The 23916-nt window shown below is 69.4% G+C and carries 22 protein-coding genes; 19 read left to right on the plus strand and 3 right to left on the minus strand.

Annotation, left to right across the window (positions count from 1 at the left end):
- Nucleotides 1–73: 73 nt before the first annotated feature.
- The 8 genes from ctaD (at nucleotide 74) to ACTWPT_RS22230 (ending at nucleotide 9211) form a co-directional block, all read left to right on the plus strand.
- The gene (ctaD, locus tag ACTWPT_RS22195) at nucleotides 74–1759 is read left to right on the plus strand and encodes an aa3-type cytochrome oxidase subunit I (protein WP_443179346.1); all 1686 of its coding nucleotides are present in this window, start codon (nucleotides 74–76) and stop codon (nucleotides 1757–1759) included.
- A 66-nt stretch (nucleotides 1760–1825) separates the two neighbouring features.
- Nucleotides 1826–2059: a hypothetical protein gene (locus ACTWPT_RS22200; RefSeq protein ID WP_127934875.1), complete on the plus strand. Its 234-nt coding sequence runs from the start codon at nucleotides 1826–1828 to the stop codon at nucleotides 2057–2059.
- A gap of 7 nt (nucleotides 2060–2066) precedes the next feature.
- Nucleotides 2067–3800: a fumarate reductase (quinol) flavoprotein subunit gene (gene frdA, locus ACTWPT_RS22205; RefSeq protein ID WP_443179347.1), complete on the plus strand. Its 1734-nt coding sequence runs from the start codon at nucleotides 2067–2069 to the stop codon at nucleotides 3798–3800.
- Between the two features lie 77 nt (nucleotides 3801–3877).
- Nucleotides 3878–4642 (plus strand): succinate dehydrogenase iron-sulfur subunit, encoded by a 765-nt coding sequence (gene sdhB / locus ACTWPT_RS22210; RefSeq protein WP_443179348.1) that lies wholly within the window; start codon nucleotides 3878–3880, stop codon nucleotides 4640–4642.
- Nucleotides 4639–5022, plus strand: a complete 384-nt coding sequence (locus tag ACTWPT_RS22215; protein ID WP_443179349.1) for a hypothetical protein — start codon at nucleotides 4639–4641, stop codon at nucleotides 5020–5022. The genes sdhB and ACTWPT_RS22215 overlap by 4 nt, the downstream gene beginning before the upstream one ends.
- Complete coding sequence (gene frdD, locus ACTWPT_RS22220) at nucleotides 5019–5360, plus strand: fumarate reductase subunit FrdD (protein ID WP_443179350.1); 342 nt, start codon at nucleotides 5019–5021, stop codon at nucleotides 5358–5360. The genes ACTWPT_RS22215 and frdD overlap by 4 nt, the downstream gene beginning before the upstream one ends.
- 121 nt (nucleotides 5361–5481) lie before the next feature.
- Nucleotides 5482–8226: an immune inhibitor A domain-containing protein gene (locus tag ACTWPT_RS22225; RefSeq protein ID WP_443179351.1), complete on the plus strand. Its 2745-nt coding sequence runs from the start codon at nucleotides 5482–5484 to the stop codon at nucleotides 8224–8226.
- Between the two features lie 46 nt (nucleotides 8227–8272).
- Nucleotides 8273–9211 (plus strand): diacylglycerol/lipid kinase family protein, encoded by a 939-nt coding sequence (locus tag ACTWPT_RS22230; RefSeq protein WP_443179352.1) that lies wholly within the window; start codon nucleotides 8273–8275, stop codon nucleotides 9209–9211.
- On the opposite strand, the gene ACTWPT_RS22235 is transcribed toward ACTWPT_RS22230, so the two are convergent.
- Together ACTWPT_RS22235 and ACTWPT_RS22240 are read right to left on the minus strand one after the other, a co-directional pair.
- Nucleotides 9208–9966 (minus strand): SWIM zinc finger family protein, encoded by a 759-nt coding sequence (locus ACTWPT_RS22235; protein ID WP_443179353.1) that lies wholly within the window; start codon nucleotides 9964–9966, stop codon nucleotides 9208–9210. The genes ACTWPT_RS22230 and ACTWPT_RS22235 overlap by 4 nt on opposite strands.
- Before the next feature lie 2 nt (nucleotides 9967–9968).
- Nucleotides 9969–12920: a DEAD/DEAH box helicase gene (locus tag ACTWPT_RS22240; RefSeq protein WP_443179354.1), complete on the minus strand. Its 2952-nt coding sequence runs from the start codon at nucleotides 12918–12920 to the stop codon at nucleotides 9969–9971.
- A gap of 49 nt (nucleotides 12921–12969) precedes the next feature.
- On the opposite strand from ACTWPT_RS22240, the gene ACTWPT_RS22245 reads away from it, so the two are divergent.
- The 11 genes from ACTWPT_RS22245 (at nucleotide 12970) to ACTWPT_RS22295 (ending at nucleotide 21289) form a co-directional block, all read left to right on the plus strand.
- Nucleotides 12970–13722, plus strand: coding sequence for a class I SAM-dependent methyltransferase (locus ACTWPT_RS22245; protein WP_443179355.1), 753 nt, complete (start codon nucleotides 12970–12972; stop codon nucleotides 13720–13722).
- A 237-nt stretch (nucleotides 13723–13959) separates the two neighbouring features.
- Complete coding sequence (locus ACTWPT_RS22250) at nucleotides 13960–14340, plus strand: phage holin family protein (RefSeq protein ID WP_443179356.1); 381 nt, start codon at nucleotides 13960–13962, stop codon at nucleotides 14338–14340.
- Complete coding sequence (locus ACTWPT_RS22255) at nucleotides 14337–14957, plus strand: DUF3618 domain-containing protein (protein ID WP_443179357.1); 621 nt, start codon at nucleotides 14337–14339, stop codon at nucleotides 14955–14957. The genes ACTWPT_RS22250 and ACTWPT_RS22255 overlap by 4 nt, the downstream gene beginning before the upstream one ends.
- 55 nt (nucleotides 14958–15012) lie before the next feature.
- Nucleotides 15013–15435, plus strand: a complete 423-nt coding sequence (locus ACTWPT_RS22260; protein WP_443179358.1) for a protease inhibitor I42 family protein — start codon at nucleotides 15013–15015, stop codon at nucleotides 15433–15435.
- A gap of 10 nt (nucleotides 15436–15445) precedes the next feature.
- Nucleotides 15446–16153 (plus strand): DUF1838 family protein, encoded by a 708-nt coding sequence (locus ACTWPT_RS22265; RefSeq protein WP_443179359.1) that lies wholly within the window; start codon nucleotides 15446–15448, stop codon nucleotides 16151–16153.
- Nucleotides 16150–16554 carry an HIT family protein gene (locus ACTWPT_RS22270; protein WP_443179360.1) on the plus strand — a complete coding sequence of 135 codons (405 nt, stop codon included), beginning with the start codon at nucleotides 16150–16152 and terminating at the stop codon, nucleotides 16552–16554. The genes ACTWPT_RS22265 and ACTWPT_RS22270 overlap by 4 nt, the downstream gene beginning before the upstream one ends.
- Nucleotides 16555–16596: 42 nt before the next feature.
- The gene (locus ACTWPT_RS22275; RefSeq protein ID WP_443179361.1) at nucleotides 16597–17775 is read left to right on the plus strand and encodes a histidine kinase; all 1179 of its coding nucleotides are present in this window, start codon (nucleotides 16597–16599) and stop codon (nucleotides 17773–17775) included.
- Nucleotides 17776–17808: 33 nt separating this feature from the next.
- Nucleotides 17809–18558, plus strand: coding sequence for a LytR/AlgR family response regulator transcription factor (locus tag ACTWPT_RS22280; protein WP_443179362.1), 750 nt, complete (start codon nucleotides 17809–17811; stop codon nucleotides 18556–18558).
- Nucleotides 18555–18959, plus strand: a complete 405-nt coding sequence (locus ACTWPT_RS22285) for a hypothetical protein (protein WP_443179363.1) — start codon at nucleotides 18555–18557, stop codon at nucleotides 18957–18959. Before ACTWPT_RS22280 ends, ACTWPT_RS22285 begins: the two co-directional genes overlap by 4 nt.
- Nucleotides 18960–19008: 49 nt before the next feature.
- Entirely contained in the window at nucleotides 19009–20493 is a 1485-nt protein-coding gene (locus ACTWPT_RS22290) for a sodium/solute symporter (RefSeq protein ID WP_443179364.1), read from the plus strand.
- A 151-nt stretch (nucleotides 20494–20644) separates the two neighbouring features.
- Complete coding sequence (locus ACTWPT_RS22295; RefSeq protein ID WP_443179365.1) at nucleotides 20645–21289, plus strand: type II toxin-antitoxin system antitoxin SocA domain-containing protein; 645 nt, start codon at nucleotides 20645–20647, stop codon at nucleotides 21287–21289.
- Nucleotides 21290–21695: 406 nt separating this feature from the next.
- Here the strand turns inward: ACTWPT_RS22295 and ACTWPT_RS22300 are convergent, their stop codons facing one another.
- A complete protein-coding gene (locus ACTWPT_RS22300) occupies nucleotides 21696–23903 on the minus strand; it encodes a helicase-associated domain-containing protein (RefSeq protein ID WP_443179366.1) in 2208 nt (735 codons plus the stop codon).
- Nucleotides 23904–23916 lie beyond the last annotated feature (13 nt).

A 23916-nucleotide genomic window follows, 5' to 3' on the forward strand; every position in this document is an offset into this window, starting at 1 on the left:
TTCCCGCGCGGCTGCGGTTGGCGTGGAATGGGTAGATCGGGGCAGGCCCAACTCCGCACTGGAGGGAGCAGCCGTGACGACCGTTCGCGAGCCCTCGATCGAGCAGGTCCGGCGTCGCCGTACCGGGACCGTCATCGCCTCCTGGTTGTCGACGACCGACCACAAGGTCATCGGATACCTCTATCTGATCACCTCGTTCGGGTTCTTCCTCGCGGCCGGGGTCATGGCAATGATCATGCGGGCGGAGCTCGCGCAGCCGGGCATGGACCTGATCAGCCAGCAGATGTACAACCAGCTGTTCACCATGCACGGCACGATCATGCTGCTGCTGTTCGCCACGCCGCTGTTCGCCGGGTTCACCAATGTGGTGATGCCGCTGCAGATCGGCGCGCCGGACGTCGCCTTCCCCCGGCTGAACGCGGTGGCGTACTGGTTGTTCCTGTTCGGCGGGCTGATGGTGCTGGCCGGGTTCTTCACGCCGGGCGGGGCGGCCGACTTCGGGTGGTTCGCGTACACGCCGCTGTCGTCGTCGATCTACTCGCCGCAGGTAGGCGGCGATCTGTGGATCATGGGGCTGGTGCTGTCGGGGCTCGGCACCATCCTCGGCGGGGTCAACTTCATCACCACGATCATCGGCATGCGGGCGCCGGGCATGACCATGTTCCGCCTGCCGATCTTCACCTGGAACGTCCTGCTCACCAGCGTGATGGTGCTGCTGGCATTCCCCGTGCTGGCCGCGGCGCTGCTGGTGCTGGAATCGGACCGCAAGCTGGGCACGCAGGTCTTCCTGAGCGACAACGGCGGGCCGCTGATCTGGCAGCACCTCTTCTGGTTCTTCGGCCATCCCGAGGTGTACATCATCGCGCTGCCGTTCTTCGGGATCATCACCGAGGTGATCCCGGTGTTCAGCCGCAAGCCGCTCTTCGGCTATCTGGGGATGGTCGGCGCCACGATAGCGATCGCCGGTCTGTCGATGACGGTCTGGGCGCACCACATGTTCCCGACCGGGCAGGTGCTGTTGCCGTTCTTCTCGTTCATGACGTTCCTCATCGCGGTGCCGACCGGGGTGAAGTTCTTCAACTGGACCGGGACCATGTGGCGGGGGCATCTGTCGTTCGAATCGCCGATGTTGTTCGCCATGGGTTTCCTGGTGACGTTCCTGATCGGCGGGCTCACCGGTGTCATCCTGGCCTCGCCGCCGCTCGACTTCCACATCAGCGACACCTACTTCGTCGTCGCTCACTTCCACTACGTGGTCTTCGGCACGGTCGTGTTCGCGATGTTCGCCGGGTTCTACTTCTGGTGGCCGAAGATGACCGGCAGGATGCTCGACGACCGGCTCGGCAAGGTGCACTTCTGGACGTTGTTCATCGGCTTCCACACCACGTTCCTGGTGCAGCACTGGCTGGGACAGCTCGGCATGCCCAGGCGCTACGCCGACTACGGGGTGGCCGACGGCTTCACCTGGCTCAACCAGGTCTCGTCCGTCGGCGCGTTCCTGCTGGGCGCCTCCACGTTGCCGTTCCTCTACAACGTGTTCAAGACCACCAGGCACGCCCCCAAGGTCACGCTCGACGACCCCTGGGGCTACTGCAACTCCCTGGAGTGGGCCACCTCCTGCCCACCGCCCCGGCACAACTTCACCAGCATTCCGCCCATCCGCTCCGAGCGGCCCGCCTTCGACCTGCACTACCCCCGCTCAGCGGTGGACGAGGGCGGCACGCCGGAGGTTCCGCCTCGCCAGGACACATCCGACTGACCTTTCACGAACCAGATCGCGGTGCTTGTGTGGAGATGACGTTTCGCCTATCTAGGGAGATCGGCGATGACAGGCACGAAGATCCCCTTCGACCCCGAGACAGCCCCCTGCGGGAAGAGGTCCGGAGGTCAGCGCCTCGTCGACGACGACGGCTACGGCCTGGTGATCCGTGACCAGTTCTTCGACTGCGGCTGCCGCCGGATCCGCCACGAGTACCACGACGGAAGCATCCACCTGTCCGCCATCCGCCACGACGGCAAGCGGGTGAAGGACCCGATCCAACCCGACCACGGGAGCTGAGGCATCAATGATCGACGTGCTGATCGTCGGGGGAGGCGGGGCGGGCCTGCGCGCGGCCATCGCGGTCGCCGAGCTGGACCCGTCGTTGAAGGTGGCGGTCGTGTCGAAGGTGTATCCGATGCGCAGCCACACCGTCTCCGCCGAGGGCGGCGCGGCGGGGGTGATCGGCCTCGACGACACGCTCGACGAGCACTGCTACGACACGATCTCCGGCGGCGACTGGCTGCCCGATCAGGACGCGGTCGAGGCGTTCGTGTACGAGGCGCCGCGCGAGCTGATGCAGCTCGAGCACTGGGGCTGCCCGTGGAGCCGCGAGCCGGACGGCCGTGTCGCCGTTCGGCCGTTCGGCGGCATGAAGAAGATGCGCACGTGGTACGCCGCCGACAAGACCGGCTTCCATCTGCTGCACACCCTGTTCCAGACAACCCTGAAATATCTGGACATCATCAGGTACGACGAGTGGTTCGTCACCAAGCTCGTCGTGGACGACGGCCGCGTCCATGGCGTCGTGGCCGTGGAGATCAGGACCGGCCGTATCGAGACCATCCCCGCCAGGACCGTCATCCTGGCCACCGGCGGCTGCGGCCGGGTCTTCCCCTTCACCACCAACGCCGCCATCAAGACCGGCGACGGTATGGCCCTGGCCTACCACGCCGGCGCGCCGCTCAAGGACATGGAGTTCGTCCAGTACCACCCGACCGGCCTGCCCTTCACCGGCATCCTCATCACCGAGGCGGCCAGGGCCGAGGGCGGCTGGCTGATCAACAAGGACGGCTACCGCTACCTGCAGGACTACGACCTCGGCAAGCCCACGCCCACGCCGAAGCTGCGCAGCATGGAGCTCGGCCCGCGCGACCGGCTGTCGCAGGCGTTCGTGCACGAGCAGGAGAAGGGCCGCACCGTCGACACCCCGTACGGGCCGGTCGTCTACCTGGACCTGCGCCACCTCGGCGAAGGCAAGATCGACACCCGCATCCCGTTCGTCCGCGAGCTGTGCAAGAGCTACCAGAACCTCGACCCGGCCACGGACCTCATCCCGGTGCGCCCGGTCGTGCACTACATGATGGGCGGCGTCCACACCGACATCGACGGCGCCACCCCCGTCGCCGGGCTGTACGCGGCCGGCGAGACCGCCTGTGTGAGCATCAACGGCGCCAACCGGCTCGGCTCGAACTCGCTGCCCGAGTGCCTCGTCTTCGGCCGCCGTGCCGGGACCGCCGCCGCCGCGTTCGCCAGGGCCCACCGGGGCGGCGAGGCGGCGGCCGTCCGCAGCCAGGGCGATGACGAGCGGCGGCGCTTGGAACGCGCGCGCGAGGGCAGGAGGAGCGGCGAGCGCGTCGTCGACCTGCGTGAGGAGATGCAGCACACGCTGGAGGGCGCGGCCGGCATCTACCGCAACGGAGACGTGCTGGCCAAGGCCGTCGACACGCTGGCCGAGCTGCGCGAACGCGCCGACGAGGTGTGTTTCGACGACACCGGCGCCGCATTCAACACCGAGCTGATCAACCTGCAGGAGCTGCATACCATGCTGGACGTCGCGCAGACGATCGTGGCCTGCGCGCTGAACAGGCAGGAGTCGCGCGGCGCGCACCAGCGCACCGACTTCGAGTCCAGGGACGACGCCAACTACCTGGCGCACTCGCTGGTGCACCGCGCCCCTGACGGCACCCCGTCGGTCACCCTGCTCCCTGTAACGATCACCCGCTGGCCGCCGGGGGAAAGGGTCTATGGCCGTGACTGAACCCGGCGTAGTGAGCGGAGTGGGGGGCGCCGCGAAGCAAGCCACCCGCGGAGCGAATGAGGAGGGTGAGGGAACCAATGAGCGCGCCTGAGACGAAGGAAGCCATCGAGCGGACGGCGTCCAAGACCATCCGGCTGGAGGTCACGCGCTATCGGCCCGGCGAGGACGATGCGCCGTCCTTCCAGGGATACGACGTGCCGCTCATGGAGGACTGGGCCGTCCTGGACGGGCTCAACTACGTCAAGGACCACCTCGACGGCAGCCTGACCTACCGCTGGTCGTGCCGGATGGGCGTGTGCGGCTCCTGCGGCATGAACGTCAACGGCGAGCCCCGCCTGACCTGCGGCACCTTCCTGTCCGAGTTCGGCGAGGGGCCGGTGCGGATCGAGCCGCTCAAGGGCTTCCCAGTGATCAAGGACCTCGTCGTGGACATCGACGACTTCCTGGCCAAGCTGTCCTCCGTGCGGCCCTGGCTGGTCAGGGAGGGCGAGGAGCTGCCGCTGAGCACGGAGTACGCCCAGACGCCGGCGCAGCTGGAGGCGTACAAGCAGTACAGCATGTGCATCAACTGCCTGCTGTGTTACTCGGCCTGCCCCGTCTACGTCCTCGACCCCGACTTCCTCGGCCCGGCCGCCATCGCGCTCGCCCAGCGCTACAACCTGGATTCACGGGACATGGACGACCGGTTCGACGTGCTCAACCTGGACGACGCCGTGTGGGGGTGCACGTTCGTCGGCGAGTGCACCCGTGTCTGCCCCAAGCACGTGGACCCGGCCGAGGCCATCCAGCGTTACAAGCTGACCGCCGCCATGCGCTCGGTGCTGCCCTGGAGCAGACGATGACGACCGCCTACCGGCCGCGCCGTGACAACCTGTGGTTCGCCCGCACCCGCAACTACACGATCTTCGTCCTGCGCGAGCTGACCAGCGTCTTCGTGGCCTGGTCGATCGTCTTCCTGCTGATGTTCCTCGACGCGGTCGTCGGTGGGAGCCTGCCGGAGTTCGCCGCGCTGGCCGGGCAGCCGTGGATGATCGCGATCAACGTGGTCGCCCTCGCCGCCACCAGCTTCCACGCCATCACGTTCCTCAACCTCGCGCCCAAGGCCACCGTCGTACGCCTGGACGGCTGGCGGGTGCCCGCGTGGATGATCCAGGGTGGTAACCATTCGCTCTGGTTGCTGGTCTCCGCAGTGATCGCCTACTTCGTCCTGAGGTCGCCATGAAGCGCACGGTGGAGCCGTACCTGTGGCTGTTGTTCAGCGGCGGGGGAGTGGTGGCGGCGCTCGTGCTGCCGGTGCTCGTGCTGCTCTTCGGGGTGCTCATGCCGCTCGGCGTGCTGGACTGGCCCACCGCCGAGCATCTGCGTGCGCTGGCCGGCCACGTGCTCGTACGGCTCGCGCTGCTCGTGGTCGTCGTGCTGTGCCTGTTCCACGCCGCGCACCGGATCAGGTTCACCAGCGAGGAGCTGCTCGGCATCGCCAGGTTCGATCTGCTGATAGCGGTGATCTGCTACGGCGGCGCGGTCGCGGGCGGAGTGATGGCCGCGCGGTTGATGTTCTAATTGTCGTAGTTTGATCACGTTTCAACAACGTACTTTACGATCGGTTGACTGACGCTCTAGCGTCCGGCATTGCACACCCTATGGCCATGCGCCCGGCGATCCCGGGCAGAGAGGGTTCCTGGTGCCCAGAACGAAGCGCTTATTAGCAGCTTTACCGGCGGTCGCCCTGCTTGGCGCCGCCCTGTCCGTGCCCAGCGCTCAAGCGGCGTCCGTCGCGCATTATGAGCCCGCGGCCTCGGACTTCTACATCAACTACGTGCCACCCACGGTCGGGAAGGAGCCGGAGGAGCCGCGTCCGACCAACCAGAACGCGCGCTCGCTCACCCCGGCGCAGAAGTTCGACAGGAAGTTCTCCAGCGGGAATCCGGCCGCGGGCCGCATTCTGGCCGCGCGTGAGAACGAGGCCATCAGGACCGGCCGCAATCCGGCTGAATGGATATTCAAGAACTCCAAGCAAACCCGCACCGCCAAGCTTCTGACCCTGCTGGTCGAATTCAACGAGCAGGCGGGCGACGACTTCTCCGGTTTCAACCGGCTGCGCACGGTCAACAGCGGACCGGACGACTGCCTGGTCGAGCCGCCGGGCACGCTCAAGAACGGCCCCCTGCACAACAACATTCCTGACCCGGCCACGCTCCCGCACAAGGACAACAACTCCTTCTGGGTCAAGGACTTCAGCCCCGAGCACTTCAACAAGATGCTCTACACCGACAAGGGCATCACCGAGCGCGTCCGCCCCGACCTCAAGGACCCGCGCGACGGCAAGCCCGGCATCGACATCTCCGGCTTCACGATGAAGAAGATGTACGAGGAGATGTCGAAGGGCGCCTACTCCGTCACCGGTTCGGCGGTCGGCTGGATCAAGGTCCCGCATTCCGAGGCCTGGTACGGCGCCGCGGCCTGCGGCGGCGCGCCCCAGGACATGTCCGGCCACCCGGACAACCCGCTCGGCGCCCAGCAGTTGGCCATCGACTCGGTGACCACCCTCGCCCAGACCCAGCCGGGCTTCCCGTGGGCCGACTACGACGTCGAGGACATCTCCGACGTCGACGGCGACGGCAACCACCAGGAACCCGACGGCGTCATCGACCATCTGGTGCTGGTGCACGCCGGCAAGGACAAGTCCTCCGATGGCGGCGCCGAGGGCACCTATGCCATCTGGGCCCACTCCAGCGCGGTCGCCGGCGGCTACAAGGTCCCCGGCACCGACAAGAGGATCTCCAACTACATCGTGCAGCCCGAGGACTCCGGCGTCGGCGTCTTCGCCCACGAGTACGGCCACGACCTGGGTCTGCCCGACCTGTACGACACCTCAGGCCAGGCCAGCTCCGCGGTGGACTTCTGGGACCTGATGTCCAGCGGTTCCCACTCCGGTCCGATCTTCCAGTCCATGCCGGCCCACATGGGCCTGTGGGACAAGTGGGTGCTCGGCTGGGCGAACCCGACCACGTTCAATCCCGGTGACGCCGCCAAACTCGTCACGGTCGGCCAGTCCTCACGCACGCCCAAGCTCACCGCCGACGGCGTCCGGGTGAACCTGGCCTCCACGCCGCAGAAGATGATCGATGTCCACAGCGGCTCGAACGCCTGGTGGACCGGCCTGGACCAGGACTGGGCCAACCTCACGCTGACCCGCGACCTGTCCGTCCCCGCCGGGACCGATCTCAAGTTGTGGATGTGGAACAACTACGTGATCGAGCAGGACTGGGACTTCGGCTTCGTCGAGGTCTCCACCGACGGCGGCGAGACGTGGGCCCAGCAGAAGGTCTACAACGAGGCCGGCGCCGAGGTCAGCACGCCTGACGACTACCCGGACCCGAACAAGAACCTCAAGTCCTTCGGTAACAAGAAGTACGGCCTCACCGGTGACAGCGGCGGCTGGCGGCACGACTACGTGAACCTGACGCCGTTCGCCGGGCAGACGATCAGGCTGCGGCTGACGTTCAACACCGACGCCGCCTTCCAGGAGCGTGGCTGGCACGCCGACGACTTCCAGCTCACCAACGGCGGCACGGCCGTGTGGAGTGACGACGTCGAGGGCGGCGACAACGGGTGGAAGGCCGTCGGCGGCACGTTCACCAACACCAGCGGCCAGGGCTGGACGCGCAACAACGGCGAGCGCGAGATCTCCCGGTTCTACCTGGCCGAGTGGCGTAACTTCGACGGCTTCGACAAGGGCCTGCAGTACACCTACGACACCGACTACCTCCGCGACGGGGCGTGGAAGGTGCAGAAGCTGAAGTACAACGCGCCGGGCCTGCTGGTGTGGTACCGCGACTCGACGTTCGTCAACAACAACCTCGGCAGCACCCTGCGGCTGCCGCCGAGCCTCGGGCCCAAGGGCAGCCTGCTGATCGTGGACTCGCACTACGAGCCGCTGCGCCGCACCGGGACCGCGGCCGAAAAGGACCCCACGGCCAACAAGAACCTCCAGGGGCGCGTACAGACGTCCAATGCCGCGTTCGGGTTCGGCAAGACGTACCCGTTCAAGGAGTGCCTGGAGGCGCCGGACGAGCCGTTCAGCGAGTACTGCACGGACTTCCCCGCGCAGAAGGGCGTCGCGCACTTCACCGACGCCAAGACCTGGTACCCGGGCCTCGAGGTGCTCAACGGCGCGCTCGCCTACCGGGACTTCGACGCCTCGGTGGTCGTGCCGTCCAAGGGCGACCAGACGTACACCACCCGGGTGGTGCACGCGGACGGCACTCCGGCTCCCGAGCTGTACGGCCAGGTGGCCGCCGGCTCGGTGCTCGGCACCGGCAACCCCGGTGACGAGGGCAAGGCGCTGGGCGTGCAGTTCAAGCTGCTCTCCCCGCTCCCGGGCAACCTGGGTGCGATTGTTCACGTGGTCCCGCCCAAGAAGTAAATCGACGGGCCGCCGGGGTAGCCTGGCGGCCCTACGATTGATGACCATGAGCGAACTGCGCACCAAGACCGAGCACACCGAGGCGATCCTGAGGGATCGCCGGGTGGCCGTGGTGGTGAACACTCGCTCGCGCCGGGGCCGCCGCCACTACTTCGAGGTGATCGAGCAGATCCACAACCTCGGGTTCGAGCCGCTGGCCGAGCTGTCGGTCTACAACCCCAAGCGGCTGCGCGACCTGCTCGACACCGCCCTGGCGACCAAGCCGGACCTGCTCATCGTGGGCGGCGGCGACGGCACGCTCTCCTCGGCCGTGCGCCACGTGGCGCACCGCGACGTGGCGCTCGGCGTGCTGCCGCTCGGCACCACCAACAACTTCGCCCGAAGCCTCGGCCTGCCGCTCGACCTGGCCGGGGCGATCAGAGTGTTCGCCACCGGCAAGGTGGCCGACATCGACCTGGGCATGGCGGGCGACCGGGAATTCGCCAACCTGGCCAGCTTCGGCGTGTCGGTCGAGGTGGCGGGCAAGGTCAAGCCGTGGCTCAAGCGCATCGTGGGCCGGCCCGCCTACCCGCTGACGGCGCTGACGATCCTGCCGAACCACAAGCCCTTCCGGGCGTACATCACGGTCGAGGGGCAGCGCCACGAGCTGCTCACCCACCAGCTCAACATCGCCAACGGCCGCTTCCACGGCGGCTGGCAGGTGGCCAAGGACATCAGCATCGACAACGGCCTGCTGGTGGCCTACCAGCTCGGCTCGGGCAAGAAGCTGCGGCTGCTCGGTGAGACCCTGCTCAGGGCAACCACCGGCCGCTGGCGGAGCCTCGCGGGAGGGCCGTTCGTGGTCGGGCGGGAGATGTACCTGGAGACCGACCCGCCCATGGCCGCCGACGTGGACGGCGAGGTGCGGCTGCGCACCCCGATCAGGCTCCGTGTGGTCCCCAACGGCGTGCGCGTCATGGTGCCCGCCTCGTTCGAGGACCGCTAACCCAGCTCCCGGTACGCCGGGCCGAGCACGCGCGCCAGATCGCCGGGCGGCGGGAAGACCCGCAGCAGCAGGTCAGGGGCGGCGGCCGCGGGGCGGCGCTCGGGCCGGTGCGCGGTGGCGCCGGCGGCGTAGAAGTCGGCCAGCCGGTCGGCGAACGGCACGTCCTCCACCCGCAGCTCCTCCGCTTCCCCGCCGGCCAGGGACCCGAGCAACTGCTCGCGGGTACGCCCGCGCCAGGCCAGCACCAGGAACGGGTCGTCGTCGAACGACTCGGCCAGGAGGTAGAGCACCGCTGACAGGTGCTTGCACGGGAAACCCCAGTCCGGGCACGAGCAGTCCATGTCCAGATCGCGCGGGAACAGATCGACCCCCATCGCGGCGAACAGCTCCTCGATCTCGACCGGCATCTCCCCGGCCAGCAGCTTGGCCCGGTAGACGGCCTGCGCCGCGATGGCCTCCTCGAGCGCGGCCCACCGGCTCTCGGTGTACGCCTCGATCCTGATCACGATCTCGTACGGATCCCGCCGCGAGCCCTGCACGGCGGCCCTGACCTCGCCCGCGGACAGGTCGATCGACAGGACCTGGCCCTGGCGGGCGTAGGCCCGGCCACGGGAGAGCCGCCCCTTGTCGCAGATACGCTCCAGGATGTCGATGAACCGCCTGGACCACCAGGTCGAGCCGATCGTGCCGCGCTGCGTGCGGGCCCTGATGCCGCCGTCGACCTTGATCGGCTTGCCGCCGTCGAACCACGCCATGATCAGCTCACCCCCTCCGCGGTCAGGCGGAACACCTCGCGCAGCTCGTCGGTGGACAGGTCCGTGAGCCACTCCTCGCCCGTGCCGACCACCCGCTCGGCCAGGGCCTTCTTTCGTTCGATCATCTCGTCCACCCGCTCCTCCAGGGTGCCCGCGCAGATCAGCTTGCGTACCTGCACGTTCTTGCGTTGCCCGATGCGGAAGGCGCGGTCGGTGGCCTGGTCCTCGACGGCGGGGTTCCACCAGCGGTCCACGTGCACGACGTGGTTGGCGGCCGTCAGGTTGAGCCCGACGCCGGCGGCCTTGAGCGACAACACGAACAACATCGGCTCGGGGTCCTGCTGGAAGCGCTCGACCAGCCGGTCGCGGGTCTTCTTCGGCAGGCCGCCGTGCAGCCACAGGACCGGGCGGTCCAGCCGCTGCGCCAGGTACGGCTGCAGCATCGACCCGAACTCGGCGTATTGGGTGAAGAGCAGCGCCTTCTCGCCTTCCGCCAGGATCTCCTCGGCCAGCTGCTCCAGCCGCGCGAGCTTGCCCGACCGCCCCGCCAGCCGGGAGCCGTCCTTGAGCAGGTGGGCCGGATGGTTGCAGACCTGCTTGAGCTTGGCCATGGTCGCCAGCACCAGACCGCGCCGCTCGATGCCCTCGCTGTCGTCGATCTTGGCCAGCATGTCGTCCACCACCGCCTGGTAGAGCGAGGCCTGCTCGGGCGTGAGCGGGCACCACTCCTTGACCTCCAGCTTCTCCGGCAGATCGGAGATGATGGATTTGTCGGTCTTGAGGCGGCGGAGGATGAACGGGCCCGTCGCCCGCTTGAGAGCCCGGGCGGCCTGCTCGTCCTGGCGGGCCTCGATGGGCTCCTGGAACCGGGTCCTGAACCGCGACCGCGACCCCAGCAGTCCGGGGTTGGCGAACTCCATGATCGACCAGAGCTCGGCCAGGTGGTTCTCCACCGGGGTGCCCGTCAGGGCCAGCCTGGTCGGCGCCGGGATCGACCGCACGGCCTGGGCCTGTTGGGTGCCGCTGTTCTTGATCGCCTGGGCCTCGTCACACACGACCCTGCGCCATTCGTGCTGCTTGAGAGTCTCCAGGTCGCGTTGGGCGGTGCCGTACGTGGTGATCACCAGGTCGGCGCGCTCGATCTCGGCGGCGTCCCGGCTGCTGCCGTGGTGCACGTAGACCCGGAGCCCCGGTGCGAATCTGGCCGCCTCCCGCTGCCAGTTCCCCACCAGCGACATCGGGCACACCAGCAGCGTCGGCACGTCCGACCGCTCGTGCACGAGCAGGGCCAGCGTGGTGATCGTCTTGCCCAGCCCCATGTCGTCCGCCAGCACCCCGCCGAGGCCCAGCTGCGACAGGAAGCTGAGCCACGCCAGGCCGCGCTCCTGGTAGGGCCGGAGCATGGCGTCCAGGCCGGCCGGAGTCGCGAGCGGCTCGAGCCGCCGCTCGGCCCGGCCGGACAGCAGGTCGCCGAGCACGCCGTCGGCGTCGATCTCCAGCAGCGGCAGCTCGTCGTCGCCCCAAAGATCGGCGCTGACCACGTGCTGGAGGATGTCGGCGGCCGTCACCTCGCCCGTGCGCTCGCCTTCCACGGCCCTCAGCGCCGCCTTCAGCTGCCTGTCGTCCAGTTCCACCCACTGGCCGCGCACTCGGACCAGCGGCACCTTCAGCCTGGCCAGCTCGGCCAGCTCCGCCTCGCTGATCGTCTCCTCACCCACCGCCAGGTCGATGCGGAAGTCGACCAGCTCCCGCATCCCGAACCCCTGGCTCACGGCCGCCGTTTGCGCCTTGGTCCTGGTGGTCAGCTTGAGACCCAGCTTGGTGCGCCCGGCCCAGCGGGGCAGCTGCACCCCGAACCCGGCCGCCTGCAACAACGGCGCCGCCTGCCGCAGGAACCCGAACGCCCCCGCCGTGTCCAGCGCCAGCTCGCTCGGCTCCGGCACGCGCAGGGCGCGGTCCAGCTCAGGGTAGAGCCGGACCGCCCGGCCCAGCCCGGTCAGGAGCTCCCGCTCTGGAATCGGCGGCAGGCCGGGCACCCGCGTGCCGCTCCACACCTCCGCGGCGGGGACGTAAAGGCTCGGATCGTCGGCGGCCTGCAGCGCCAGCTCCACGCGCCAGTCGTCGGTGTCCTCCGGCTCCAGCAGCCGGAAGCACACCCGCGCCGCGCCCTCGGCCGCCGTCGCCGCGTCGTGCCACTTCTCCAGCTCCCTGCGCAGGTCGGGCACGTCCGGGCAGGTGGGGTCCGCGCCGGTCAGCGCGGCCAGCCAGCGGTCCTGGAGGGTCTTGGGGCGGGCGACGAGAGGCTCGGTCAGCGTCTGGCGGACGAGCGCGTCGGTGAAGGCTTCGAGTGCCTCCCGGAGCACGCCGGCGGAGGGGCGCTCGGTGCGGGAGGTACGGCACACGGGCGGCATGGCCAGCGCCAGCTCCCGGAAATATCCGGCATCCACCCCGGTCACCACAGGCCGCCACACGGCCCGCGCATCGGCCTGGGGAACCGCCCACATGTCGCCGTCCACATGCCCTGCGACCGGTGGCACGAGCTGGGGGATGATACGGCCGCGGCGTACCAGGTCGCGGGCGAAGTCGGCGACGGCGGCCCAGTGACGCAGGGTGGCGGTGCCGGTGTGCCCGGCCAGCACGCGCAGCGCCGCCGCGGCGGACGGCACGACCGCGGTCACCTGCCACAGACGCAGCCGCGGCCGGGCCACCTCCGAGAGCCGGCCGGTCTCCGGCGACGGCAACGGCTCCCTGGCCGAACCGGGAAGCAACAGCTCCAGCGTCCGTTCCGGCACGTCGTCGAGCCCGAGCACGGCCGCGACACTGGACGCGGGCGCCGCGAACGGATGCGGCCGCGGCCCGTCGTACCGGCGCGCGCGGCCCGGAGGCGGTGCGTCGGCGGTCTCTGCCCAGAAGGCCAGCCCGTCGGCCGCCCAAACCCCGTGTACCAGCACCACGGCAGGTTACCTCCGACCACCGAAGATCGGGCCCGGCTACAATCCTCACATGGGGTTCTCGGGGGCGGAGGGCAAGTGGCGGGCGCGGCTGGGGACGCTGCGTGACGCGGTCAGACAAGAGCTCGTCACCAGGCAGTTGGCCGAGCATCTCCCGCCGCCCCCGCGACGTGTCCTGGACGTCGGCTGTGGCCAGGGCACGCAAGCACTCAGGCTGGCCGCCAGAGGCGATCAGGTGACCGCCCTCGACGCCTCCCGCGAGCTGCTGGACCTCCTTGAATCCCGGATCGAGCCGGGCATGCGGATCCGGACCGTCCAGGCCAAGGCCGAGCGCCTGGGGGAGCTGTTCGAGCCGGCGAGCTTCGACGCGGTCCTGTGCCACGGCGTGCTGATGTACTTCGACGACCCCGACCCGCTCATCGCCGCCATCGCCCGGGTGCTCGCCCCTGGCGGCCTGCTCTCGCTGCTCGTCCGCAACGGCGACGCCCTGGCCCTGCGACCCGCGCTGATGGGTGACTGGCCGGAGGCGCGGCGGGCCTTCGACGACACGCGGTACGTCAACCGGCTCGGCGTCGCGGCCAGGGCCGACCGGCTGAAGGAGCTCACCGGGCGGCTCGCCGTACAGGGACTGGAGAGGTTGCAGTGGTACGGCGTGCGCGCCCTCAGTGACGCCGTACCGGACGACGCCCCGATCCCCGACACCCTCGACGACCTGCTGGCGGCCGAGGACCGGGCGGGCAGGTCAGACCCCTATCGAGGTGTGGCCCCGCTGATCCACCTCCTCTGCGAGAGGTCCGGGAGTTAGCATGAAGGTATGAAACCTCCCGGATCGTGGTGTGAACGGCCGAAGCCGCAGGTGCCGCCGTGCGAGCTCCCGTCCCCGTGGAGCAAGCCGCGGCAGCCGGACAACTGGTGCGATGTGCCGAAGGACCCCGTTCTTTCGGTTGTGGGCTTCCTGCTCAGGGGCGCCAAGCGGAAGTAGCGCGTGATAGAAGGCCATTCGCTTGGGTAGTCGCTTTCCTCAGCGGAGGAGGCGAGCGTCGTGAACGACACCCACAAGCTGGTCAACGATCTCTCCGAGCAGGTCTCCAGGCTCGTCAAGGACGAGTTCCGCCTGGCCAAGATGGAACTCGCGGAGAAAGGCAAGCACGCGGGCTTCGGCGCGGGCCTGTTCGGCGCGGCCGGCACGGTCGCGTTCCTCGGCGGCGGCACACTGGTGGCGGCCGTCGTCTTGCTCCTCGCTCTGATCATGCCCGGGTGGGCGGCTGCGGCGATCGTGGCGGGAGCGTTGTTCGTCGTCGCCGCCGTGCTCGGCCTGACCGGTAAGAACCAGGTGAAACGAGCCGCGCCGCTGGTCCCAGAAGAGACCGTCGCGAGCGTCAAGGCCGATATCGACATGGTCAAGGGGAGGGTACGGCGATGAGCGAGACCGACCCCGGATACGACAGCGAGCATCACGCAGGCGACGTCGGCGCCCGCAGAGCGAGAGTGGGCACGCCGACCGAGCGTGAGTCGATCAACGTGCCTCCGACGAGGCCCGGCGCGGCGGAGAACGCGCAGCGGGCGGAGGCCGCCCGCGAGGAACACGAGACATTCATTCCGGAAACCCCCATCCGCGACGAACGATCCGAGGCAACGGAAAGCCTGCGTACCGAGGAGGAGTCGCTACAGCGGACGCACGGGGACCCCGACGAGGAGGAAGAGGGCGACGTGCGTAAAGACATCAAGGAAACGCGGCAGGAACTGGGCGACACGGTCGGCGCGCTGGCCGGCAAGGCCGACCTGAAAGGCAGGGCGAGCAGCGCTGCCGAGACCGCCAAGGACAAGGCGGCCGACGCGGCCGAGACCGTGAAGACCAAGGCGGCGGATGCAGCCGAGACCGTGAAGACCACGGCGGCGGATGCAGCCGAGACCGTCAAGACCACGGCCGCTGACGCCGCCGAAGGGGCGAAGAAGCGGCCCGTGCTGCTCATCGCCGCCGCCGGCGCCGTGGCCGCCTTCGTGGTGCGCCGCATCATGAGGCGCCGCAAGGGCAAGTAGGGCGGGAGCTCCACGCGATGCCCCAGGACCCGTTGGAGGCCGATAACCTGCCGGAATGAGGCTTCGAGCGGCCGCCTGGCTCGCCCTGCTGGCCGTCGCGGGATGCGGCGGCGGGACGGCGGTGAGCGACTACGGCATGGTGGTCAAGGGCGCCAAGGGGACGACCGTGCACGTCGAGGTGCGGCCCGGCCAGCGGTTCTCGCTGGCCGTGGCCGACAACCCGTCGGTAGGCGACGACTGGTCGCTGGTGGCGGTGCCGGACACGAAGGTGGCCTCGTTCATCAGCGAGGAGCACGAGAGCGAGGGCGGCGGGCCCGGCTCCGGCGGCACGACCTACTTCGTCTTCAACCCCAAGCGGCCGGGCACGACCCAGATCAGGTTGTTCAACTGCTGGCGTTGCGGCCAGGAGCGGACGCCGACGACCGAGGACAGCAGGCGGCAGTCCGGCGAGGCGATCTTCGCGGTGAGCGTGAAGTAACCTGCGGATCATGGACTTCATTCGGGTACGCGCCTCCGCTGACGGGGCGGAGACGATCTCGTACTGGACCGGCGACGTGTACGGCTGGCAGAACGACGACGGCCCGCACCACCTGTTCGGGTTCGAAGGGATCAACGTGGCCAGGGCGGTCGAGTCCGACGGTGGCTGGCAGCTGCTGACCAGGGAGGCCGCCCTTTACCTCGACCCGCAGACGCGGGAGGTGCTCGACACGTGGGACAACCCGTTCACGGGGCGGGCGGTCGAGGTGCTCCATGTCTTCAACGACCCGGTCAACCAGCGGCTCGGCGCCTACCCGGTGCCGGTGACGCGGCTGGGCGCCCAGGTGGTCTACAACATCGACGTGCGACTGGCCTACCCTTCGCCGCTCAAGGTCGCCGACTACCCGGAGAACTCGGCGTCCGACACGTACCGGGCGCTGGAGTTGTTCCAGTTCTTCGCCGCCGCGCGGGATCTGGAGTCGGGCGTGGCCGACGTGCCGTGCGTGTTCTCCTGGTGCCGGGTGTCGCCGTGGCTGCCCTGGATGGCGATGGGGCAGCGCGGCGGCGGGCTGGTCTACCACTGCCGGGGCGCCAAGGTGCCCGAGGTGCCCGCGCGGCTGCGCGAGCGCGTGGGTGAGCGGTTCCTGCACGCGCCCGAGGAATGGTCCGGGCCCAACATGACGAGCTGGACGGCCTTCGCCGATAAGGTCAAACGGTGAGCAACGACCTGTTCTGCGAGATCATCGCCGGGGAGCGGTCCGCCTACGTGGTGAGCTCCGACGAGGTGGCGGTCTCGTTCCTCGACGCCCGGCCGGTCTTCAAGGGACACGTGCTCGTCGTGCCCAGGGTCCACGTGGAGACGCTGGCCGACCTCGCCGACGTCGGCCCGTTCTTCGAACGGGTCCAGGCCATGGCCAGGGCGGTGGAGGCGGGGCTCGAGGCGGGCGGCACGTTCGTGGCCATGAACAACCGCGTCAGCCAGAGCGTGGCGCACCTGCACGTCCACGTCGTGCCGCGCAACCAGAAGGACGGGCTGCGCGGATTCTTCTGGCCGCGGACGAAGTACGACTCAGCCGAGGAGGCCGAGTCGTACCGGGACGTCATCGCCAAGGCCCTCTGAGCGGAGCGAACCAATGGACACGCTGAGTTAGGCTCTGACCCCGTGGAATACCTGGTCGGGGTCGCCGTGGTCGCGGTCCTCGTCGGCGTGCCCGCGATCGTGTTGTGGCGGGTCATGCGGGGCCGCCGGGAGCTGGGCACGAGCCCGGCCGAGCGGGCCACGTTCGAGACCCTGCACACCGCCTCGCTGGCCGGGCCGCCGCTGCGGGCCGGGCTCACCGCCGACGGTGCCGAGCGCGCCTCGCGGCACCTGCGTGCCCTGCTGGGCTCGGCCGCGCTGGCGATCACCGACGGCGAGCGGCTGCTCGTCTACGACGGCGCCGGCGACCACCACGCCGACCAGGCGTTCGAGCACGCGGCGGCCACCTTGAAGGACGGCCGCACGCAGGTCCTGACCATCGACTGCGACCTGCTCGAATGCCCGATCAGGCACGCCGTCGTGGTGCCGCTCACCACCGACGACCGGGTCGTCGGCGCGCTGGCCGCCTACGGGCAGAACGCCTCGGCCGGGCTGGTCAGGGCCGCCCAGGAGGTGGCCGGATGGGTGGATTCGCAGCTGGAGCTGGCCGAGCTCGACCGCTCGCGCACGTTGCTCATGGAGGCCGAGGTGCGGGCGCTGCGGGCGCAGATCTCGCCGCACTTCATTTACAACTCGCTCACCACGATCGCCTCGTTCGTGCGCACCGACCCTGAGCGGGCCAGGGAGCTGCTGCTGGAGTTCGCCGACTTCACCCGCTACTCCTTCCGCAGGCACGGCGAGTTCACCACGCTGGCCGAGGAGCTGCGCTCGATCGACCGTTACCTGATACTCGAGCGGGCCAGGTTCGGCGACCAGTTGCAGGTCACGCTGCGCATCGCGCCCGAGGTGCTGCCGGTCGCGGTGCCGTTCCTGTGCCTGCAGCCGCTGGTCGAGAACGCCGTCAGACATGGACTGGAGAGCCGCAACGGCGTCGGGCGCATCACGATCGTTGCCGAGGACGCCGGAGCCGAGTGCCGCATCAGCGTCGAGGACGACGGGCTCGGCATGGACCCCGAGCGATTGCGCCGCATCCTCGCCGGTGACATCGCCTCGCCGGGCGGCGTCGGGCTTGCCAACGTGGACGAGCGGCTGCGCCAGGTGTACGGCGACGAGTATGGCCTGGTCGTCGAAACCGGTGCCGGCGCGGGTACTAAAGTCAACATAAGATTGCCGAAATATCACCCGGGCGTCTCTGCCCGTTGACCTCGATCTTTGTTGTCGGTTTTATCACTATCTATGGCACAACTCCGGGTCCTCGCGGTCGATGACGAGCTCCCCGCGCTCGAAGACCTGTCGTACCTGCTCCGCGCCGACCCCCGCATCGGTGAGGTGGCCACCGCCAGGGACGGCGCCGCGGCGCTGCGCCTGCTCGACCGGGCCATCGCCGACGGCCGGCCCATCGACGCGGTGTTCCTCGACATCAGGATGCGCGGCCTCGACGGGGTGGTGCTCGGACGGCTGCTGTCGCAGTTCGCCAACCCGCCCCGGGTGGTGTTCGTGACGGCGTACGAGGAGCACGCCGTGGACGCGTTCGAGATCAAGGCCGAGGACTACCTGCTCAAGCCGGTACGCCCGGAGCGGCTGGCCGAGGCGATCCGGCGGGTCGCCGTGTCGGCCGACGTGCCCGTGGAAGTTGGCGAGACCGACACGATCCCGGTCGAGCTGGGCGGGGTGACGCGGTTCGTGTCCAGCGCCGACGTGATGTACGTGGAGGCGCACGGCGACTACGCGCGGCTGTACACCGCGACCGGCAGCCACCTGGTCCGCATCCCCCTGGCCACGCTGGAGGAACGCTGGGCCTCGGCCGGGTTCGTCCGGGTGCACCGCAGCCACCTGGTCGCCGTCAAGTACATCGAGGAGCTGCACATCGATGACGGCAAGTGCACCGTGCGCGTGGGCGACACGGAGATCCCGGTCAGCCGCAGGCACACGCGCGAGCTGCGCGACCTGCTGGTCCGCCGGGCCAGGAAGGGCAGGCAGGAATGAGCCCAGAACCGCGTCCGGCGCGCCGCATCATGCGTGAGACGCCGCGCCGGGTGGCCGTGACGAGTCCGCGCACCGCCGCCGCCCGCCGCCCCCGTTTCCCCGCCACCCGCGAGATCGACGAGCAGACCCGGCTCGGCGAGGTCTACATGCGCTCCCTGCTGCGCACCCAGTTCCGGCTGGCGTTGTTCGTCTGCACGTTGCTGGCCTGCGTGATCGGCGGCCTGCCACTGCTGTTCCTGCTCATCCCGGAGCTGCGCGAGGTGCACCTGCTCGGCGTGCCGCTCCCGTGGGCGGTGCTCGCCGGCCTCATCTACCCCGCCTTCGTCATCGGCGCCTGGTGGTACGTCCGCCAGGCCGAGCGCAACGAACGCCACTTCGCCGAACTGGTCGAGCGCCGATGAGCGGACGAATCGTCACCCTTCGGCGCGTACGGCCGGCGGAGCCGATCGCATGAGCCTGACGGCGGTCCTCGTCGTGGTCGTGGCAGCTGTGCTCATCGGGGCGTTCGGCATCAGGGTCTCCCGCACCACCTCCGACTTCTACGTCGCCTCCCGCACCGTCAGCCCGCTCTGGAACGCCTCGGCCATCGGCGGCGAGTACCTGTCGGCGGCCTCCTTCCTCGGCATCGCCGGGCTCATCCTGTCCTTCGGCGTGGACATGTTGTGGTTGCCCGTCGGCTGGACCGGCGGCTACCTGGTGCTGCTGGTGCTGGTGTCGGCGCCGCTGCGCCGTTCCGGGGCGTACACGCTGCCCGACTTCGCCGAGGCCAGGCTCGAATCGATGACCGTGCGCCGCACGGCCAGCGTGCTCGTCGTGCTGATCGGCTGGCTCTACCTGATGCCGCAGTTCCAGAGCGCCGGGCTGGTGCTGCGGACGATCACCGGCGCGCCCGTCTGGGTCGGCGGGCTGCTGGTGGCCGTCGTCGTGGCGGTGAACGTGTTGTCGGGCGGCATGCGGTCGATCACGTTCGTGCAGGCATTTCAGTACTGGCTCAAGCTGACGGCGCTGGCCGTGCCGCTGGTGTTCCTGCTGATGGCCTGGAAGGCGGACGGCGCGCCCGGCGTCAGCGCGGCGGACGCGGCCACTTGGCAGGTGCCGCTGGCCGGGGCCAAGGAGTACGGGCTGTACTCGACGTACTCGCTGATCCTGGCCACGTTCCTGGGCACCATGGGGTTGCCGCACGTGCTCGTGCGCTTCTACACCAATCCCGACGGGCGGGCCGCCCGCCGTACGACGCTGGTGGTGCTCTCGCTGCTCGGCGCCTTCTACCTGCTCCCGGCGGTGTACGGCTGGCTCGGCCGCCTCTACACGCCCAACCTGGCACGCACGGACACGGTCGTGCTGACGCTGCCCGCCCAGATGATCGGCGGAACGCTGGGCGACCTGCTGACCGCCCTGGTCACCGCCGGGGCGTTCGCCGCGTTCCTGTCCACGTCGTCAGGACTGACGGTGTCCGTGGCGGGAGTGATCGCGCAAGACCTGCTCAAGGGCAGCGTGCGCTCGTTCAGGATCGCCACGCTCATGGCGGTGGCGGTGCCCCTGGGCCTGGCGCTGTGGGCGCGGGCGCTGCCGGTGGCGGACGTGGTGGGGCTGGCGTTCGCGGTGGCCGCCTCGTCGTTCTGCCCGCTGCTCGTCCTGGGCATCTGGTGGCGACGGCTCACCACCACGGGGGCGCTGGCCGGACTGTTCGTGGGCGGCGGGCTGGCCTGCGCCGCGGTGCTGGCCACGATCACGGGGGCCCCGAGCGGCTTCACGGCCGCGCTGCTGGCTCAGCCCGCCGCGTGGACGGTGCCGATCGCGTTCGTGGTGATGGTGGCGGTGTCGTTCCTGACCCCGCACCGGGTGCCGCCCGGCGTGGCCAGAACCATGGTCAGGCTGCACACCCCCGAGGACCTCGACCTCGACCGCGGCGACTGGCGCCCGCGTTCGTCATAGAGGGGGCGTGGGGAGTTCGGCATTCAGGCGGATCTCGGCTGCAACTCAGGGTAGCCTCTGAGTATCAGAGAGTTAGCATAGAATATGCGTTCGATAGCTGAGGTGGTTGGGGGCGCTTATTGTGGCTCATCCGGTCTCTACACTGGACATTGTGTCGGTCTCTGCGCCTCTCCGCGGCCCCGCCGCAGCCGTTGCCTACCTGCTGGCAACTGCTCGCGCCAGCGGCATGCGCGTCAACCACACCAAGCTCGCCAAGCTTCTCTACCTTGCCGATCTTCGCGCCGTCGATAAGGGGCTCCCGCCGGGATCCGGCGTCGAATGGCGTTGGCGTCACTACGGTCCGCACAGTCTCCGCCTCTCAGAAGTCGAACGGGACTTGTCCGAAGCGGGTGTCATCGAGGTCGAGGAGAGCGCCGATCCTTTCGCCGGATATCGCGAATGCACGGTCCACTTGATCGACGCGCCACAGATTGTTATCGATTCTGAGTTCGCCGAGATCGTGGACGGTGTTCTCGCTGAGTACGGGCGATGGTCGGCCGGCCAGCTACGTGATCTCACCTATCAGACGGCTCCCATGCAGGAGGCGATCAAGCAGAACCAACGTGAGGTGCGGCTTGATTTGGCCGGTGGACCGCCGCTCCCCGACCTCGGCTCCGGCCTGGCGCGTTTGCGCGCCTGGGCCAAGCGCAATCCCCTGCCCCAGGACGAGCCTGGCGGCGTCGATGACTTGGTCGTGGAGAGCCGCCAGCTCGCCGAGCACCGGGACGACGCGACCCGGCACCTTCTGGAGGAATAGTGCCGGGTCCCTATGTGGCTGGTGGCGTGTACCTCGTCAGCGACAAGGCAGTACGCCTCATCCCAGAGGAAGAGCGCGTTATCCACGATGAGCGTCGCCCGGTGGTCGTCGTCACGGGTGGTGACTCCAACGGCGATCCCACATGGCCGTTCGTACTCGCCTGCCCGATCTCCGGCTCGACGTCGCGGCGCACTCGATTCGACGTTCAGCTTGCTAGGGGCAGGGCGGAGTCATCAAGAAGTGCTGGATCCGGATCCCCGCCGTTCAGCCCCTCCTGAAGACGGCGTTGGAGGATCGGACCGGCACTCTGGACGAGGATTTGCTCACCCAAGTCCAGGGCCGTCTCGCCCAGTATCTCGGCCTGCTGGGCTGAGCGTGGGCTGCGGAAGGCAGCGTCTGCTCACTCCTAGAGCAGATACGCCTTTTTGACCTCGGTGCGCTCGAGAGTGTGGTCGGCGTCGCAGTCGTGGCAGTAGCCGGTCACCACGTTGCCGGTGATGGTGAGGTCCTCCATGTAGTGCTCGCGGCGCTGCCACACGATGACGATCACTTCGCCGGTGACGGCGGCCAAGGCCAGCGCCTCGCCGGCCGTGCTCGACTTGCCGCCCTGGAGGATCGCGGCCGCGGCGGCGGCGGCGTCGTTTCGTTGGCCGAGGGCTTCCACCGGGAGGCGGCGGCGACGGGCGGACTCCGCTTTGATCGTCCCGTCCGCGGACACGGCGACCGGCGCGTGTCCGGACTGGCGGAGCAGCCGCAGGGTCTCGTCGGGTGGCAGGCCGCCGAGGGCCACCGTGGGGGCGATCTGGCGCAGGCCCAGCTTGCGGAGCGCCCTGGCGCCGCATAGCTCCGCGATGACGGCGGGGTCGCTCGCGATGATCACGGACGGCGTGCCGGCGACCTTGATCGTGCCGTGCTTGCGTGCCGTGTCGGTGACGAGGTAGCGCAGCGGCTGGGGGACCGTTTTGGCGGAGAAACGTGCGAGGTCGGCGAGCAGGGTGTCGGCGTCCGTGCCCGAGTCCAACGCTCCCCGTATGGTCTTCTCCGAGAAGCGCCACACGCTGGCTCGGTCGCGCGACTCCAGGTCGGCGCAGGCGTTCAGGAAGGCGGCCAGGTCCGGGGTGGGGAGGCCGGAGACGATCGCGGTCAGGTCGTTCTGCAGGGTCGCGGTGGCTGATGGGATGGGGAACAAGCGGCCCAGGCCGCCGACGCCACCACCGTCCGGTCCGGCCTCGTCCGCCTCTTTCCTGCCTGACCCCTGCTCGGCCAGCAGGGCGCGGCCCAGCTGGGTCAGGGCCCCGTCGGCCATGATGCCCAGCAGTTCGCCCTCGCGGAGTGCTGCGGCCACGAACTCGTCGGCCGCGTGCGCCGAGTCCACCAAAGCCCGCGTGCGCCAGCCCACCGCCGCACGCAGCCCTGCAGCGTCCGTGCCCAGCCCGGGGGACAGGGTGCGGAGCACGTCCAGGACCGCGCGCCGAATCCGGCCCGCCCCGCACTCGAACTCGTAAGGTGGCGACATCGGCTCCATGTGGTCCGCACAACACCCCACGACCCGGTACGTCGCGGCCTGCGGCAGCCCGTGCCAGGCGTCGGTCAGCGCCCGCCACCTGGCGTCCGGGGAGCGCGCCAGCCAGTCGTCCACCAGCGTGGTGCTGACCAGCTGCTCGTCCGACTCCGAGGCGAGCAGGTCGGCGCCGTACGCGACGTCGAGCCACAGGACCGCCTCCTGCTCGGGCACGCCGAGCGCCTTGGAGACACGCTTGAGCTCGCGGACACCCACGCCGCCGGACTTCAGCTCCGCGATCGGGGTCGTGGCGGCCAGCTCCACGAGGGCCTCGACGCGGTCGATCGCCGCCAGCGCGGCGGACACACCGTCGGCGTCGGTACGCGGCCCGGCCGGCACGCCGGGCTGACCGGTCAGCGCCGGTTGCCAGCCGTCGCCGCGCAGGGCCAGCGCCACCTCTTGGGGCATTTCGTAGTTCCAGCCGTCGCGTATCACGAATCCGGCCTTGACCAGGCGTTGCACGGGATGCTCCGATGACCCGTAGTAGAGCTGCTCCAGGACCGGCGGGCCGACTGTCATGGTCTTGAGCAGCTCAGCAGCCTGACGGGGGAAGCGGGCGGCCGTGGCCCGTACGGACGCGCCGTTGCGCAGCAGCTCCTCGGCCTGCGTCACCAAGTCGGCCTTGCGGCCCAGGGGCTGGCCGCCGAGCGCCTTGACCATGGCCTTCAGTGCCTCGGCAGTGATCTTCTTCGTGAACTCGCGCAACGGCCTGCCCAGCCCGAACGGGTGAGCCCAGAGGCCGGGGTGGTGCGGCGAGCGTACCGTGTCGCCGTCGAGCGCGATCAGGCCGTGGGCGGCCAGTGTGCCGAGCGCATCGTCGAGCCGCCCGTGCGGGTCGCGCAGCGTCGCGGCCAGCTCGGCGCGGGTGGTCTCGCCGCCGGCCGCCTGCACGGCCTGGCTGACGGTGTGGCAGTCGGCGTCCAGGTCGAGCAGCACGGGGACCGCCAGATCGGGCCTGGCCAGGAGGCGTTCGAGCACTTCCTGCGAGGGGGCGGCGGCCAGCTCGGGGCGGTGGTCGAGGAGGGCGGTGAGTTCGGCGGTGGTACGCGGCACGGGATGGAGCCTA

It is taken from the genome of Nonomuraea sp. 3N208 (assembly GCF_052245935.1).
Lineage (GTDB): Bacteria > Actinomycetota > Actinomycetes > Streptosporangiales > Streptosporangiaceae > Nonomuraea.

What these genes read in the sequence shown, in the direction of transcription:
- ACTWPT_RS22200 (WP_127934875.1), top strand. Translation starts at nt 1,826, where the DNA reads ATGACAGGCACGAAGATCCCCTTCGACCCCGAGACAGCCCCCTGCGGG.
- frdA (WP_443179347.1), top strand. Translation starts at nt 2,067, where the DNA reads ATGATCGACGTGCTGATCGTCGGGGGAGGCGGGGCGGGCCTGCGCGCG.
- sdhB (WP_443179348.1), top strand. Translation starts at nt 3,878, where the DNA reads ATGAGCGCGCCTGAGACGAAGGAAGCCATCGAGCGGACGGCGTCCAAG.
- ACTWPT_RS22215 (WP_443179349.1), top strand. Translation starts at nt 4,639, where the DNA reads ATGACGACCGCCTACCGGCCGCGCCGTGACAACCTGTGGTTCGCCCGC.
- frdD (WP_443179350.1), top strand. Translation starts at nt 5,019, where the DNA reads ATGAAGCGCACGGTGGAGCCGTACCTGTGGCTGTTGTTCAGCGGCGGG.
- ACTWPT_RS22230 (WP_443179352.1), top strand. Translation starts at nt 8,273, where the DNA reads ATGAGCGAACTGCGCACCAAGACCGAGCACACCGAGGCGATCCTGAGG.
- ACTWPT_RS22235 (WP_443179353.1), bottom strand. Translation starts at nt 9,966, where the DNA reads ATGGCGTGGTTCGACGGCGGCAAGCCGATCAAGGTCGACGGCGGCATC.
- ACTWPT_RS22245 (WP_443179355.1), top strand. Translation starts at nt 12,970, where the DNA reads ATGGGGTTCTCGGGGGCGGAGGGCAAGTGGCGGGCGCGGCTGGGGACG.
- ACTWPT_RS22255 (WP_443179357.1), top strand. Translation starts at nt 14,337, where the DNA reads ATGAGCGAGACCGACCCCGGATACGACAGCGAGCATCACGCAGGCGAC.
- ACTWPT_RS22260 (WP_443179358.1), top strand. Translation starts at nt 15,013, where the DNA reads ATGAGGCTTCGAGCGGCCGCCTGGCTCGCCCTGCTGGCCGTCGCGGGA.
- ACTWPT_RS22265 (WP_443179359.1), top strand. Translation starts at nt 15,446, where the DNA reads ATGGACTTCATTCGGGTACGCGCCTCCGCTGACGGGGCGGAGACGATC.
- ACTWPT_RS22280 (WP_443179362.1), top strand. Translation starts at nt 17,809, where the DNA reads ATGGCACAACTCCGGGTCCTCGCGGTCGATGACGAGCTCCCCGCGCTC.
- ACTWPT_RS22285 (WP_443179363.1), top strand. Translation starts at nt 18,555, where the DNA reads ATGAGCCCAGAACCGCGTCCGGCGCGCCGCATCATGCGTGAGACGCCG.
- ACTWPT_RS22290 (WP_443179364.1), top strand. Translation starts at nt 19,009, where the DNA reads ATGAGCCTGACGGCGGTCCTCGTCGTGGTCGTGGCAGCTGTGCTCATC.